Genomic DNA, 15,166 nt, shown 5'->3' with positions numbered 1-15,166 from the left:
CTGCTCTATGTTTTTGGTCTATGGCTGCTCGCTTCAGTAAATTGTGGACAAGTGAAAGCTACCCGACCTCAAGCGTCACTTTTTCCATGCCGCGAAGCAGAAAGCGCCGGATGCCCCGGTTATTTTTCAGTTGTCCAAATACACTTTCTGGTTCCGTCATTCGGCGTACGGCCAGAGTGTAACCTTCCTCACTTCGCAAGATCTCACGAGCCTGCTTTTGATAACGTAGTCGTTCCAAACTAACAACCACTTCCCGATCTTCGGCTGCCTTCGTGCAGCGTTCCTTCAGCGGACAGCCCTCGCAGCTCTGACTTCGGTAATGACGTTTGTGAATTTCATATCCATTCTATGAGATTTCCTTGCTTTCTCTGCGGAAATGCAGCACTTTCCCGGCGGGGCACGTCCAGTTCTCGATTTTACCAACATTCGCTTTCATTCGCTTTCCAGGCTTTGCTCTTTTCCTTGTGGTAGCTGCCGTACTTCACCACCGCCTGAATCTCTTTCTTTTCCAGATAGGCGTAGTTTTCTTCGCTGCCGTAGCCTGCATCCGCAATGACTGTCTTGGGCAGTTTTCCGAGGATCTGCTGCGCTTTTTCCATATGCGGCTCTAAACAGCGGGTGTCGGTCGGTCTTTGGTGTAAACTGTAGGCTAAAATAAATTGGTTTTCGGTCCCGATTTGCACATTGTATCCCGGTTTCAGCTGGCCATTTCGCATGTGGTCTTCTTTCATCCGCATAAACGTTGCATCTGGATCTGTCTTACTGAAACTGTTCCGGTCACCAAGGAGCTTTTGGTATTGTTCGTACTTCAGCAGTCGGGGAAGCCAATCCTTGCGCAGCGTCTGAACAGCTTTTTTTAAGGGCTTGTCTTTCGGTTTTTGGGCCAGCTGAGCTTCGAGCTTTTGCACCACCTGTTCAAGTTTCACGCTGCTCACTTCGGAATCTGTGCCGAGTTCAGCCAGGTCTTTGCCTGAATTCTCTTGTTCTTCCTGTTCTTCTGCCGTTTCAATGTCAGCGAACAGGGCATGGGCTTCTAAGCGCTTTTAATATGGCTGTGGAATCTATCAGCAGGTTTCAACATGCCTTGGAAGGCTGTCTAGGCGGTCAAGGTATGCTATGTAAGTTAGGGGGGATAGTTTACATCCTTTTCATAATAGATCATTCTCAGTTAGGGGTATGCACATCCAGTCAGCGACTATTAGTTGAATTAGAGAGCGAAACGACAATAAAAGGTGAATACCAACATATGGTATAATTGGTTAACTGTCGATAGACAAAAAATTATTAATTTTGAGAGGAATACTAATGAAAACGAAAGATGTTATTTACATGATATATAACGAGAAGGAACAGTCATTAACATCAATGGGTATAGAGTTTATTGATTTTATTAATTCACTCACGAATGAACTAAATAATGTCTTGCTACTTGCATCTGGATATACAGGAGAAGATTTTCATTACGGGCTAAGATTAGAATATTTAAGAAAAGAACATCTAAGTGACCTGTACAAAGAAAATGTTCATCATTATGGGGATTTTTGTTGGATGGACTTTGATAATGTTGCTTCCCTCGATAATCTCGAACCGCAAGAAAAAGCAGAGTTATTGTATTTAGGTCATTATAAAGAAGCATTAAGTAGTCCATTTTTTGAAAAACTCAATAACAAGTATGTGTATTTGGCACATGATGATGGTTGGTTCAATAAAGTTTTCTATAAAGACAAAAACGATTTCATTGATGTATTACGGAGACTGATTTCAAATAGATTGAAGTCATATAAGAAGAATGTAGCACCATTAAGTCATGACGTTGGAGAACAACTAGCGTTATTGGCTAAGGATGGAATTTTAGTTGATTTATATAGGGTCATTAAATCTCGAAACAGCTTGGAAATCCCTTTTAGTGTAATTGGTAAAATTATGGATTTTGACGATGTATATAACAACATGGAGAGACATAAGGCAAAAGCTAATTTGGAATATTGGCTCATGTATAAAAATAATGAATGGATGATTATGTCTTATAGATAAAACATGGATTCTATTGCTAAACAAGAAGGGGGAATAACGTGGACAGGTTTGTAAAAGCCCTTATCAAGTGGAATAAAGACCCTAATCGGTTTCCTGTTAATGAATGGGTGCGAGACATAGTTGTAAACTTTGGAGAAATCAAGGATAAGACATTTCATGGGGATACATGGACTGTGTTAGTTAGGATAACAAGACATATTAATGGTACGTGGGATACATATGCGGATGTGGCTTTCATAGTTGACGAAGCACCTTGGGAACTGCTCGAAACAGGCTATAGCTTTAATCTTTGGGCGGGAAAGGATATTGCAATAGTGACTATTATCTAAGCGTAAGTCTAAAAGAGAGCATAAAGGAGGGATTCTCATGCAAAAAGTGATAATTCCAGAAGAGGTTTCTATAAGTTTGAGGAAAGATATGGAGCAAGTATGGGATATAAGACAACCTTACTGGTATCCATTATTTGAATGCAGTAGAGAAGACCTTATTGCTTTTAATTCCGAATACATCGAAAGTGAAGAAAAGTTAAATGATATTATTGCGTTGCTTAAGCACCATGGAGTAGAGCAGGTGATTGAATTTCTAGAAACAGGTGAGACCTACAACATACAGGTTTCAAACCTATACCCTTATTATTGCTACAATGGCGATTTCACAGGCGGTGAGGGGTTTTGGACTTCGCAGAATATGGATTGGATTATCTATGCTTCTCACGAAGGGACAATAACGTTTGGTGGAGAGTGGTTGGTTAATACGATAAAGTTATTGTGGTCTGACTGGAAAAGCAATCTTGAGTGGGATACAAAGAATCAATAAAGAAACCACTTCTTGTTTCAGGAGTGGCTTTGTTTTATATGGAGATGTATATTTTGTGGTCAAATCGAAGTTTGTGCTTAGATACATTACGGTGAACCGTATCATAAGTAATGGCAAGTTTTTTATGGAATTCCTCGCGGGGCATAATGGGAAATCGGGACCTTTGTCAAGAGGATTGAATTTCCTTCTCCTTGCATGATAGCAGGCTTGCCTTTACTGTTTACCAGCGTGTCATTATGAGGTACTCTAGTCTACAGAGCGCTTTCGAATAAAGGAGCAGATAATGAATACCGAGCATCGTAAAGTTATTTTAGCCATAACCCTATGCTATACCGTTTTGATTCTTTATTTTATGTTTATTGCTTTCGGCAGAGCAGATACCGTAGGTCGGGAGACAGGTTACACCTTTCTATTTTTACCGGATGATTTTTTCAGGCTGCCGGATCTATCGGATCTTCTACAACCTACGATTATGGATGCTGTGGGTTTTGGAAACATCGCAGCCTTCATCCCTTTCGGTATCTTGATCCCATTGTTATATCGAACCGGCTTCATTCGATTCATGATCCTATTCATCCTGTGTATCCTTGTGCTTGAGACCGTTCAGGCGCTCACTTTGCTCGGCAGCTTCGATATGAACGACGTTATTCAAAACTCTTTAGGCGCAGCAGTCGGATTCGGGGCGTTTAGATTCGGATTTCGTACAAAAAAAGTCCGGAGAAACCTAGCCGCTACGGGCATCTCCGCCATCGTCCTGATGATCGGGATTTGGGGGAGCTTCGGGATCGTCGACAAAGCGTTCACTAAAGAACTAGGCCCCTTCGTTGCATTAAACGAGTTGAAAAACAGCGGTGCAAGTTCATCGACGGGAACAACACGAGACAGCTTCCAAATCGGCGGACAAAACGTAGAGCCCCAGTATAATGCGTACAGCACCGAAGGTGAAAGTACGGTGAAGTACACATATACGTTAGGCAAAAAGGAGCTTTATCTCTACTTAAATTTTGGAATTCCTGATCAAGAGGATGCTCATGGGAGTCTGCGCATCTCTGCCGATGGCCAGGAGTATCTCTCCACGTCCTCAGAAGATCCTAGCCATGAACCGGGGATGTCCTCCATTTATCTTCAAGGGGACAATGAGCTCACGATCATTCTGGAGGGAAATGAGAGAATATGGGATGTCGGATTCAGGGAGATGAGGTACACCTGGAATAAGTAAAGGGGCAAGGTCAGGTGCGGCTGGGAGAGAGAGGCTGGGTTGAGTCCCAAACTGGTCGAGAAGCTGCCACAGTAAGGAATGTTCCCCCGGCCCATGAGCTTAACCTTTCAATACTAAACGCAGTACATCAGGCAGAATTTTGGTTATCCCTCATGTAATCAGAAAAGATGACGAAGTAGCTGCGAGAACAAGCACCACAAATATGGAACTGATGATTTTCGGTTCTTTATATGGGAGAAACATAAAACTGATTGCCAGCCATCCAACAGCGGCAACGAGGGTGAGCGTAATGACTGGCCATTGAACCACCAGTTTCGGTGCCTGAAGAACAAGGATCAGGCCGAAGAACCCGTAACAATAATCCATCCATAGGCTACAAACCATAAAATCATTTTCATATTTTCAAACTCTTAGAAAAGAATAATTATGAATTCATTGAAGCAATTTTGTCGAAATCCACATGCGTCAGTTGTTTGGATACTTCCCACAGTTGGGATGCGACAGCATTATCCAATCCTTGCGGAGCGATCTTGGCCGGTTTTGGCAAGCCTCTTATTTCTGAGAATCCGCCGGGACCGTAATAAGTCCCGCCCTTCGCGCTTGGCGATGTGGCAGCGAATAAAGTCGGAAGGGCGCCTTGAGCGGCGGGCTGGAATAAGATCGGGCCTAGCAACCTTCGGGCTATTCCCGCAGAGCTGTTCGGTCCAGCCCCGTTAACAAGTAGATCCGTGCGCGAAATTCCCGGATGAACCGGAATGCTCAGCAGCCCCCAACCCGATGCGTCACTGCGCCGCTGAAGCTCCAACGCGAACATAATCATGGCAATTTTAGATTGAGAGTAAGCCCCCATTGCTTTATAACGACCTTCAAATTGCAAGTCGTCAAAATGAATGACGCCGCTGCGGTGGGCAATGCTGCTCAGATGGACCACTCGTGGATTTTTTCCTTTTCGCAGCAAAGGCATCAGGTGGGCTGTCAATGCGAAATGTCCGAGGTAATTCGTGCCGAATTGAAGCTCAAACCCATCTTTCGTGGTTTTGCGGGTTGGAGGCGTCATTACGCCGGCATTGTTGATCAGAAGATCTAGGCTTTGACGCTCATTATTCATCCGTTCGCCGAACGCTTGTACCGAGGCTAAGCTGGCAAGATCCAATTCTTCAAAGCGTATGTTGGCAGAGGCTACGCTGTTAAGGATCTTTTTAACGGCCTCTGCTCCTTTTGCCTTGTCACGGCCTGCTACAATAACCTCTGCCCCATTTTTTGCTAGCTCCAAGGCCGTTTCGTAGCCCAAGCCTCCCGTGCCGGTGACAATAGCCGAACTTCCTCGCTGAGATGGGATATCTGATGCTGTCCATTTAGGGAAATTTTCCATTTTCATTACACTCCTTTGTTTGATTGCTGTAACTTCTAGGAATTTAGAGACTCGAACCATTTATTCCTTTTACGCTGAATCGTGTGCAACATGTTGCGCGTTTGGGAGTCCGATCAGCTTACAAAGATCATGGTAAATACACTAATCAATCCCCTGTATCTTAAAACCAGCTATTACATCCACGATGTCGTATCTTGATCCATATTTATTTCATTAGTTACAAATATCAATATCTGTAACTAACTAACTAATGAAATGAATTTACACTGTTCAGTTACAAAAGTCAATAGTTGTAACTTGGAGTGCATGTATGTATAATGAATGCATGAAAAATTTAAGCAGAGAACTAATATTGAAAACCGCTCACCGAATGGTGGCTGAACAAGGCATGGAAAAAGTTAATCTTTCAAAAGTTGCAAATGAACTAGGAACGACTCATGCGGCGATTTATAAGTATTTCACAGGAAAAGAAGAACTATGGACTGCTCTTTCACATTTATGGCTTAATCATGAACTGGCCAAACTGCTTCCTTTTGAAACTGAAAACTATTCATCTACAAAGGAAATCGTTCATGACTGGCTATGGATTTTGAGCGAATCCAAATATCAATCTTATTTACATGATCCAGAAATGTTCAAGTTATATACCACTTATATTGATGGGAATCCAATTGTCTGGGCCCTACACATTGAAGAGTTATTGGCCAGTTTAAAAGCGGCAAGTAGAATTGAAGACAGCGGGCAGTTACATGCCCTTCTATTGGCATTCTCCTGGTTTTCCGCACCTGCCTTTGCTGATAAGTGGTTGCTGGTTGATATGAAAAGAGAATTTGAAGGGGTCTGGAAGTTGGTTGAAGCGGTGATATCGGAATAATAGCGATAGTTTTCCTTGCAGGGCATTGAATTGAATGTATGCGTGTAGGCTATGCGACTATGAAACGCCGGATAGCCTCCTGGGCATTTCCCCAAGAGGTTTGGTCGACTGGCTGGAGAGGTATCGCTATCATGGTGATAGGAAGTTGCCAAATAACAGAGGACCGATTAAATATGGGTCTTCTGTTATTTGGCCGTTATTCATGGGAATTAAACTTCGACTTTTCCAATCTACTCTGTTCACGCATGGCTCTCATCTGCCTGGCATGTCTTACTTCACGGCGGTTTCCTCTCGTTTTGAGCTGGCTCAGCATAATGACCAATCCCAAAGCGCCTAACACATAAGAAACAATAGGATTCACGTCATTCCACATGTTTGCGGCCGTCAGAAGGGATACCGCTCCAATGATTGTTGCAATAATTCGCTCGGTGTTCTTATTCTGGGTATCTATCAATTTTTTCTCAAAGGAACTGGATAGCTTTACCCGTAAATTTCCGCTATCCATTTTATCTACTGCAGAAATGAACTTCTTGGTCGTAGGAAGGATTCCTTTTAGAAGATTCTTGCCTTCATCTACAAAGTTGGAGAAGACACTTCCTCGTAGATCGCTACGCACAACCTCTTCAACATAAGGCTTAGCGGTCCCAATCAAATCAAACTCAGGGTCCAGACCTAGACAAAGTCCATACACTGTGCCCAGTGCTTTTCCCAAAAAGGTTGTATTTGCCGGTAACTGAAAGGGCTGGGAATAAAGGAAATCACGTAACTCCTCAACATTGTCACCTGACGTCACAAAACTTAAGTCAAACGTATCCCCGTTGATTTGTTCAAATAATGAGGTGAGATTCCTTGAAAGAACCTCTAAATCTACATTCCGTCTTAAAAATCTCAAACGATTAAGAGCATCGATTGCGCCGTGAGCATCTTTTAAATACACGGCCATTGCAAGTGCTACCATCTGCGCCTTCATATCAACTGCAATTCGTCCGACCATTCCAAAATCGATTAATGCTATGGTGCCGTCAGACTGCACGAGAACATTTCCTGGGTGTGGGTCTGCGTGAAAGAAGCCATCTACTAGAATCTGTTCTATAAAAATTTCCAACAATGACTTCGCTAGTTTAGTGCGATCCACACCCCAAGCATCAAGCTTAGCAAAATCGTTGATTTTCACACCTTCCAAAAACTCCATGGTCAAAACTTTTGAAGTGGTATAGGACCAATGAATGCCTGGAACAACGATATCATCTCGATGGATAAGCTGCAGCTGAAATTCTTCTGCATTATGCCCCTCTTTTTGATAATCGAGCTCTTCCATAATAGTTTCGCGAAACTCCTCATACACAGCATCGAGGTCCATGAAGTCTGCAATCTTTGTCTGGCGTTTTAACAATCGAACCGCAACTTGAAGAGACTTGAAATCAATGTTAATAATATCCTCTACCCCAGGACGCATAACTTTCACTGCGACTTCTTCACCTGTTCGTAATGTCGCCCGATGTACTTGTCCTAAGGAAGCCGCTGCGATTGGGGTTGTACTAAACTCAGCAAAAGCCTCGCTAATGGATACTTTGAGTTCACTCTCTACCTTTTGCTGTATCTCGGAAAAATCTACCGAATCTACGGAATCCTGCAGCTTTGACAATTCATCAATAATTTCCTTCGGCAAAATATCCACTTGCGCACTAACATGCTGCCCAAGTTTGATTATTAATCCACCCATATCCATTGCAGTCTTCGTAAAATAAGTTGCCTGTTTTCGGTATAATGCTTTGGTTTTCGTTTCTAAGCGCCGGCTCGGGATAAAATGCTTTTGCTTGTCCAGCCACCAGAGATCCCAAGCGAACTTAAAAATCATTCGCATGGTTCTTCTGAACCGGACATCTTTCATCAATTTAAAGAATTCGCTCATTCCTTTTCATCTACCTCAGGTCTTTTTTCAGCTACTACAGGTTCATCATCCTCATCTTCAGAGAGAGTAGTGTTTTTATCAAAGATCGCTTGGGCCATACTTTCAAACTTTTTCGAAGCACTCATAAAGAAATCCGCAAATTTGTTGAACATTTCTGCTTTGACTAGAATGACAGCTCCCTTGCGCTTATTCCCGAAAACGATGAATTTCTCACCTGGCTTGATATCAAGTTCTTCCCTTGCTTCTCGAGGAATAACAATTTGTCCTCTTTCACCCATTGATGTTGTTCCCAGCACTTTGCCATGCCCGAATCCATGACTATTTTCTTTTTTATGATTCATCCTAATCTCTCCCTTTATAATCAATCTACACAACAGTATGATATTTCATACTAATCATATTATATATGATTGTGTTGACTTTGTTCAAATAGTATCGGAGAGCTGCCCCATGAATCACTCCATTGGAATAGCCGACCTAGCGTCAGCTTCATCATCAGCGGCTGACACGGCCTTCGGTCGTACTCAAACGCACGGCACCCAGCTCTCCTACAGTACCTCACCTTGACTGAACGGAGTGAATCTATCGCGCTTTTATGATTAAACTGGGGAACCGTACCATAGAAATATGGCTTAGAGGGCCTTCTAGGTGTAACGGTGATGTTCTAAAGTTAGGGGAGAAATGTAAAGCGATACGAAAACAAATTTTGGAAGTGTACGGTATAATTGTGGTGTTGGACTGGAATGGAGCTACTTCAACAAAATCATCATAGAAGCCAGAAAGGCAAAGCTCAAAAAGTTTCGGGAAAGTTTGTCATAGCGTGTTGCGATCCCACGGAATTGTTTGAGTTTGTTGAAATAACATTCCACAACATGGCGTTCTTTATAGTGGTAAAAATCACATGCCAAAGGATCTGTCGCATTGGACTTGGGCGGGATGCAGAACGTGGCGTTTTGGGATTCGATATACGTTCGAATGTTCAGGGTTCCATAGGCTTTATCGGCTAAAACAGCAGCTCCGGACAAGGCTAGGCCAGAGAGGACGTGGGTCGCTACCGTACAGTCATGGATATTTCCAGATGTCAAATACAAATGAACTTTACAGGAAGTGCTATCTAGAGACACCTCCTGCAAGTCCGCATCGCTAGTCAAGGACTCGTTCCCAGTCCTGATCCTTGATTTCGTGGCGTCTTAGCATCTTTTTACAATCCCCTTGTAATTCATTCTTGTGAAATTATGCTGCGTTTATGCTTTTGAAGCAGCACCTATATAAGTTGAACTAGAAAACTAAGTAAAAGGCAAAAGTAACGGAGGGGAATTTTGGAACTGTAGGAGCGATAGCGACCGCCTTTGTCTCGGGATTTCATTCGCTAAAGCGGAATAAATCAAGAAATCGGGAGACAACAGCGGCCGGAAGTCTAAACATTCACTGCAGTTACGTTTAAAGCCGATTTAGGAAATCTTAAGTTCAACTTATATAGTTTTCAGACACGCCCTAGTTAGGATAACAAGACATAGTCACCATTATTTGACTCATTTAAGGGGGAGCTAAGATGATGGATTGTAATAGGAAAGAGTGGAACTAGATGAGCAATCAATTATATTAATCTAGTATTGAATATGGGGTGAATGAATTGCAGGAAACCACATTTGTATTGGCACCGGATTCTTTTAAAGAGAGTATGACTGCGAAAGAAGTTTGCATAGCTATGGAAAAGGGAATAAGAACAGTCTTCCCAACCGCGAACTTCATTCATGTTCCAATGGCAGATGGCGGCGAAGGAACGGTTCAGTCCTTAGTCGATGCAACCGGAGGTCAGCTAAATGAAAAAGAAGTAACAGGGCCACTAGGACAATCCGTTATTGCACAATATGGTATTCTGGGCGACGGCGTTACAGCAGCTATTGAGATGGCATCCGCGAGCGGGATTCAACTTGTAACTAAAGAAACCAAAGACCCCTTCATTACCACGACTTACGGAACAGGTGAGTTGATTCGCGAATGTCTGGATAAAGGGATTAAGAAGATTATTATTGGTATTGGCGGAAGCTCCACAAATGATGGCGGAACAGGCATGGCCGCGGCACTTGGGGCAGTATTCCTGGATGGAGATGGAAATCCACTTCCGCAAGGAGGAGGGAGCCTGAACAAGCTGGCCAAGATCGATATTTCATCGCTGGATGCTAGACTAGAACATGTCCAGATGATCGTGGCTTGTGATGTTACGAATCCGCTGTGCGGGGAGACAGGAGCGTCGCATGTGTTTGGACCACAAAAAGGCGCAACTCCGGAAATGGTGCTGAAGCTCGATCAGAATCTGACCCATTATGCGGATATCGTCAAACAGCAGCTCCAGAAAGATGTCCGTGATGTTCCGGGGGCTGGTGCTGCCGGTGGTTTAGGAGCAGGTTTATTGATATTTACACAAGCGACCCTGAAGAAAGGGATCGAGATTGTTATTGAGTATACAGAATTGAAAGCCAAATTAGCAGCTGCGGATTACTGTTTTACAGGTGAAGGGCGTATTGATTATCAGACTAAATTTGGAAAAACACCCTATGGCGTAGCCAAGGCTGCTAAAGAGGCGGACAAAACAGTAATAGCTGTAGCAGGCTGCATTGGTGAAGGTTTTGAAGCTCTGTATGCGGAAGGATTCGATGCGATATTTGGAATTCTGCCAAGTGTCGATGAACTTAAGACGGTCCTTGCGGAAGGACCGCAAAATGTGGAAAGAGCTTGCGAGAGTATCGCTAGACTGCTTAAGCTATAGTCTACACTACTAATCTGGGGTAACGATTTTGAAGAGCGATCTTCAAGACCGTTGCTTGTTATTTGTAAAAGGAGAGCAAACCATGTGTTAATTCAAACAGTTCCAGTACCTTTCGGGGGTCTTTTCCAGTTAGCGTATGGATGCGCTTCAAGCGATACTGCAAAGTATTTCGATGAGCCGGGATGAATGGGTACCTGATTTTGGGACAGCGGATACAACTGGAGGTGTTGGGCATGACAAAGGTGCTTATTATAGGCGGTACAAGATTTTTTGGTAAAAAATTAGTAGAGCAGCTGATCCGTGATGGGGTCGATGTAACGATTATAACGAGGGGGCAAACACCCGATACTTTCGGCAATTCTGTGAAGTGGCTGCAGGCCGATCGTACGGATCAAGCGGCTATGCAGCGTGTGCTAGGTTCCTCAACCTATGATGTGGTCTACGACAACATTTGCTACACACCACAAGAGGCGGAGGCTGCCGTGGAATTATTCACAGGACGCACGCGGAAATATATCGTCACCTCTTCGCTTAGTATCTATCCATTTGGCGGATCAGCTAAAATCGAGAGCGATTATGATCCCTACGGCTACACTCTGCCGGAACCCTATCCCGCTAAGATAGACTACGCGGAAGGCAAACGACTAGTCGAAGCGGTATTTTGTCAAAAGGCCCCGTTTAAGGTTGCCGCAGTTCGTTTCCCAGTGGTCTTAGGACTTGATGATTATACACGGCGACTTCATTTTCACGTTGAACATGTAGCACAGGGGCTGCCCCTCGGGATACCAAACCTGGATGCGGAAATGTCATTTATTCGCTCGGATGAAGCAGCTGAATTTCTGGCCTGGCTGGGTCGTTCCAATCTGGTGGGACCGGTCAATGCCACTTCGAATGGAGTAACCTCACTTGGAGAGATTCTCTTGCTCATTACCGAGGCTACCGGCCAACAGGCCGATATTCTTACCGAAACAGATGCGGCTGATATGTCACCTTTTGGCATCCCCGAGACCTGGTTTATGAATACGGCAAAAGCGGAAGCTGCTGGTTTCAGATTTCAACGCCTAGACGATTGGTTGCCGGAGTTAATTCAGGAGATCGTTGCTGCAATACATTAAGGTGAATCTCCATAAACCATTACAGGTCGCGATCTTCCTTCAGGGAGAACGTGGCCTATTTAGTTTGGGGAGGTTTCGCGTATTCAGCCTTAATATTGCCGTTTTCGACTTTATTTTTGGAATTATAACTTTAGTTAGTCTCTTTATTCGGGTGTGAGATATATCATAGTAGGAGTAGTTAATTTGTGAAATAAGAAAAATATGATAGGAGTGACTTTATTCCATGGCTAAGAACAGCAAACAATTAATGAAGCGAGTAACGGGAAGAGTCTTATCTATTGCACTAGCGTTGACGCTAGCTATTGTGCCCTTTAGTACAAGTTTTTCATCTACAGCGCAAGCATTAGCAGCACCGGGTTCTGAGATTACATTACAGAGTGCTGTTATCAGCAATAACAACCAAGATGTAGCCTTATCTTTCAATGTGCCTGTAGCGGAAAATCAGGATTTGTTGTCATCTATTGAGATAAAAGGGACAAATGATGGCGCGTTCAACTCTCTTTTTAACAGAGAAAATGGTGACACTGTGCAAATATCTAATGGAACTGTAATGGTTCACTTCATTAGACCTCTAGTAGGGAATTCCAACCAGCTCCGAGTTAAAGCCGGCGCTTTAAGAGGCAGCAATGATTCCAGCTATGTGTTGTCTTCCGACCTGGTCAGCGGGAACATCGCCGCCCATGATTTAATGATTCCTTACCTTGAGAGTACAACGATCAGCAGCGATCTGAAACAGGTCACTTTAACGATGAACACGACAGTTCAGACAGCAACCTATTTGAGAGATTCAGAAATCTATAATGTAAATCTGCACGACGACTATGTCAGAATTAATAATCTACAGGAAAATTCAGATTACCTGCCGTTGAACAGTGAGGATATTATCTCTATCAGTGGTAATCAAATCATTCTTTCCTTTGCTGCTCCACTAAGCGGAGATAATGTAATTCAAGTATTAAATGGCGCTGTAAAGAGTGCAAATGAAAGCATGAATAATGAAATATATACTGATGTGAATACTAACCCGCTAACTTATTCTGGTTATAATATCGATAATAATTCAGAGTTGCGTCTCTATTTCACTCAAGGTATCCTTAATAATACACTTAGCGATGACGCCTTAAAAGAAGCAATCACGATCTCCAAAGATGATGGTCCGTATACAGCGCTGGGCGTGAATGATACGGCTACTACTACTAATTTTAATTTAGGTTTTAGTAATTTCAGCGCTCCCAACGGAAACAGTCTTAACCTACATTTCTTCACACCGTTAGCACCAGGCAACTACAAGGTGAAAATTGCAGCTAATGCACTGAAGAGCAGCATTGGTATTGTCGCTGGCGAATTAACGACAATCGATACTGATGACAATACCATTACGATTAGTGACATTACTGGGCCGGTCTACCAAAAGGTAGAGGTCAGTGAGAATCGCAAGATAGTGACACTGACATTTGATAAAAATATCTATATACAAACAGGTCGCTATAACGACCAATTCGGGGTAAGACAAAATGGAGATTCTATTGAACGTCTGCGCTATAACCTCCATATAGCAAGAAATAACTTTAACCAATATTACAATTTAAGCACTAATGATATCCTCGAAATCTCCAATAATAAGGTAATCGTAACCTTGGAAACAGCACTCAGTGGAAATTATAATAGAATTTCCATCGACTCTGGTACTCTGAGAGATGAGTTTAACAATGTACAAAATTCTGGAGTTGTAACGAGTATTATTGATGTGTCGCTAACTGCTCCGCCCCAATATCTAGGTTCGACCCTAGATAATCAAAACCAGGATTGGACACTCTTTTTCGACAAAAACATCGTAAACATTACAGCATCGCTAGATGAGCTTAAAGCTGCCATTACATTATCGATAAATGGAGCTGGTGCCAAAGCTTTAGATCCTGCTACTTCAGTTACAATTATTGATAATAAATTGGTGCTCCATTTCTGGACACCGCTAGTAGATAATAATATCAGTGTTCATATTGCCGCTAACGTGATTGCGGATGAGCTAAATAATATTTTGAGCGATGTCATTTCGACAGAAAGGTTATCGCCAAATGATCTCTACCCTCCAGAGTATCATGAAGCTCGTCTGATCTCTAGTCATACAGCAGGGGTATATTTCTATAATAACTTAATGGATAATACTGGAGATGTAACAGGTACCGCTTTAAAAGCGGCTGTAACGTATTCAACGGATAAAGGGAAAACCTTCTCGCCTCTGCAGGCTGGTGATGTAGTAACCCTATATGATAATTACCTTACTGTATATTTTAAGAATGTCGTTCAGGGTAACCTGCAAATCAAAATTGCCGGAAATACGTTGAAAGATACCTCGGGTAATATTCTACAAACTTCCATAGTAACAGAGGATATATATACAAATTATGCTCCAACCTTAACGGGATCATTCTTCAGCAATGGACCGAGTGTTCTGACTTTTGAAGACAATCCATTATGGAGAGGTAAAATTCAAAAGGTTGTTTTGGAAGAGTACGCAAGAAACTGGACAGAGAGAACATTATCGCCTGATGAATATACACTAAGTGCTGGTAAACTTACGATTCATCAAGGAGTTCTAGAGGAAGGGATATATTACGAGATTTATGTTTATGCTGATGGATTCAATTATAGTTATTCACATAGTATGACTGCTATTCAAAGCCAGGATTCCTACTTTATGACGCCGGTTGTTATGGATACAGCTAGTGGAATCACCGCAAAAGTAAAAATATTACAAAATGAATCCCAAGGTCATCTGAACGTCATCTTCCAGTTGATGAATGGGGCAACACCGGTTAGTATTGTTGCTGCAGAATCGGACAATTTCTACGCTGGAACATTTACGGCAAACTTCAATGTAGCCGATGCTTTGACGAATCCTAATTATACGGTAAGAGCTTTCGTCGTGAGCGAATACAGCAATAATCCGTTGTCGGTTGGACTGAATCTTGCTTCTCAGATTACTGAAGCGGAATATGATTTGCTTCAAAACAATCATAACCAAGATTAATTTAAATTTAGGTTGGGACTGCC

At 42.7% G+C, this 15,166-nt stretch carries 12 protein-coding genes and 2 pseudogenes; 8 read left to right on the top strand and 6 right to left on the bottom strand.

What is annotated here, in order from left to right; genetic code table 11:
- Positions 1–58: 58 nt before the first annotated feature.
- Positions 59–1,028: pseudogene (locus H1230_RS31775) on the bottom strand (transposase); the annotation flags it as partial.
- A 277-nt stretch (positions 1,029–1,305) separates the two neighbouring features.
- On the opposite strand from H1230_RS31775, the gene H1230_RS26535 reads away from it, so the two are divergent.
- From H1230_RS26535 to H1230_RS26520, 4 genes are all read left to right on the top strand, one after another.
- The gene (locus H1230_RS26535) at positions 1,306–2,034 is read left to right on the top strand and encodes a hypothetical protein (protein ID WP_239712811.1); all 729 of its coding nucleotides are present in this window, start codon (positions 1,306–1,308) and stop codon (positions 2,032–2,034) included.
- Positions 2,035–2,072: 38 nt separating this feature from the next.
- The gene (locus H1230_RS26530) at positions 2,073–2,363 is read left to right on the top strand and encodes a hypothetical protein (RefSeq protein WP_239712810.1); all 291 of its coding nucleotides are present in this window, start codon (positions 2,073–2,075) and stop codon (positions 2,361–2,363) included.
- Positions 2,364–2,400: 37 nt separating this feature from the next.
- On the top strand, positions 2,401–2,850 hold the full coding sequence (locus H1230_RS26525; protein ID WP_239712809.1) for a hypothetical protein: 450 nt from the start codon (positions 2,401–2,403) through the stop codon (positions 2,848–2,850).
- Between the two features lie 283 nt (positions 2,851–3,133).
- On the top strand, positions 3,134–4,069 hold the full coding sequence (locus H1230_RS26520) for a VanZ family protein (protein ID WP_239712808.1): 936 nt from the start codon (positions 3,134–3,136) through the stop codon (positions 4,067–4,069).
- Between the two features lie 424 nt (positions 4,070–4,493).
- On the opposite strand, the gene H1230_RS26515 is transcribed toward H1230_RS26520, so the two are convergent.
- On the bottom strand, positions 4,494–5,441 hold the full coding sequence (locus H1230_RS26515; RefSeq protein ID WP_239712807.1) for an SDR family oxidoreductase: 948 nt from the start codon (positions 5,439–5,441) through the stop codon (positions 4,494–4,496).
- Positions 5,442–5,751: 310 nt separating this feature from the next.
- On the opposite strand from H1230_RS26515, the gene H1230_RS26510 reads away from it, so the two are divergent.
- Positions 5,752–6,315 (top strand): TetR/AcrR family transcriptional regulator, encoded by a 564-nt coding sequence (locus H1230_RS26510; RefSeq protein WP_239712806.1) that lies wholly within the window; start codon positions 5,752–5,754, stop codon positions 6,313–6,315.
- 196 nt (positions 6,316–6,511) lie between these two features.
- Here H1230_RS26510 and H1230_RS26505 read toward each other — a convergent pair whose 3' ends face one another.
- The 3 genes from H1230_RS26505 to H1230_RS26495 form a co-directional block, all read right to left on the bottom strand.
- Positions 6,512–8,173 carry an ABC1 kinase family protein gene (locus H1230_RS26505; protein WP_239712805.1) on the bottom strand — a complete coding sequence of 554 codons (1,662 nt, stop codon included), beginning with the start codon at positions 8,171–8,173 and terminating at the stop codon, positions 6,512–6,514.
- A 50-nt stretch (positions 8,174–8,223) separates the two neighbouring features.
- Positions 8,224–8,568: an AbrB/MazE/SpoVT family DNA-binding domain-containing protein gene (locus H1230_RS26500; protein WP_239712804.1), complete on the bottom strand. Its 345-nt coding sequence runs from the start codon at positions 8,566–8,568 to the stop codon at positions 8,224–8,226.
- Positions 8,569–8,976: 408 nt separating this feature from the next.
- Entirely contained in the window at positions 8,977–9,378 is a 402-nt protein-coding gene (locus H1230_RS26495) for a transposase (protein ID WP_239712803.1), read from the bottom strand.
- Between the two features lie 482 nt (positions 9,379–9,860).
- On the opposite strand from H1230_RS26495, the gene H1230_RS26490 reads away from it, so the two are divergent.
- Positions 9,861–10,997: a glycerate kinase family protein gene (locus H1230_RS26490; protein WP_239712802.1), complete on the top strand. Its 1,137-nt coding sequence runs from the start codon at positions 9,861–9,863 to the stop codon at positions 10,995–10,997.
- Between the two features lie 58 nt (positions 10,998–11,055).
- On the opposite strand, the pseudogene H1230_RS26485 reads toward H1230_RS26490, so the two are convergent.
- Positions 11,056–11,172, bottom strand: a pseudogene (locus tag H1230_RS26485) (helix-turn-helix domain-containing protein); the annotation flags it as partial.
- 58 nt (positions 11,173–11,230) lie between these two features.
- Here H1230_RS26485 and H1230_RS26480 point away from each other — a divergent pair.
- Both H1230_RS26480 and H1230_RS26475 read left to right on the top strand, forming a co-directional pair.
- On the top strand, positions 11,231–12,112 hold the full coding sequence (locus H1230_RS26480) for an NAD-dependent epimerase/dehydratase family protein (protein WP_239712801.1): 882 nt from the start codon (positions 11,231–11,233) through the stop codon (positions 12,110–12,112).
- Positions 12,113–12,335: 223 nt separating this feature from the next.
- The gene (locus tag H1230_RS26475) at positions 12,336–15,143 is read left to right on the top strand and encodes a hemoblobin-interacting domain-containing protein (RefSeq protein ID WP_239712800.1); all 2,808 of its coding nucleotides are present in this window, start codon (positions 12,336–12,338) and stop codon (positions 15,141–15,143) included.
- Positions 15,144–15,166 lie beyond the last annotated feature (23 nt).

It is taken from the genome of Paenibacillus sp. 19GGS1-52 (assembly GCF_022369515.1).
Classification (GTDB): Bacteria; Bacillota; Bacilli; order Paenibacillales; family Paenibacillaceae; genus Paenibacillus_AQ.
Note: the sequence above shows the minus strand (reverse complement) of the source record. Positions and strands in the feature narration are given on the sequence as shown.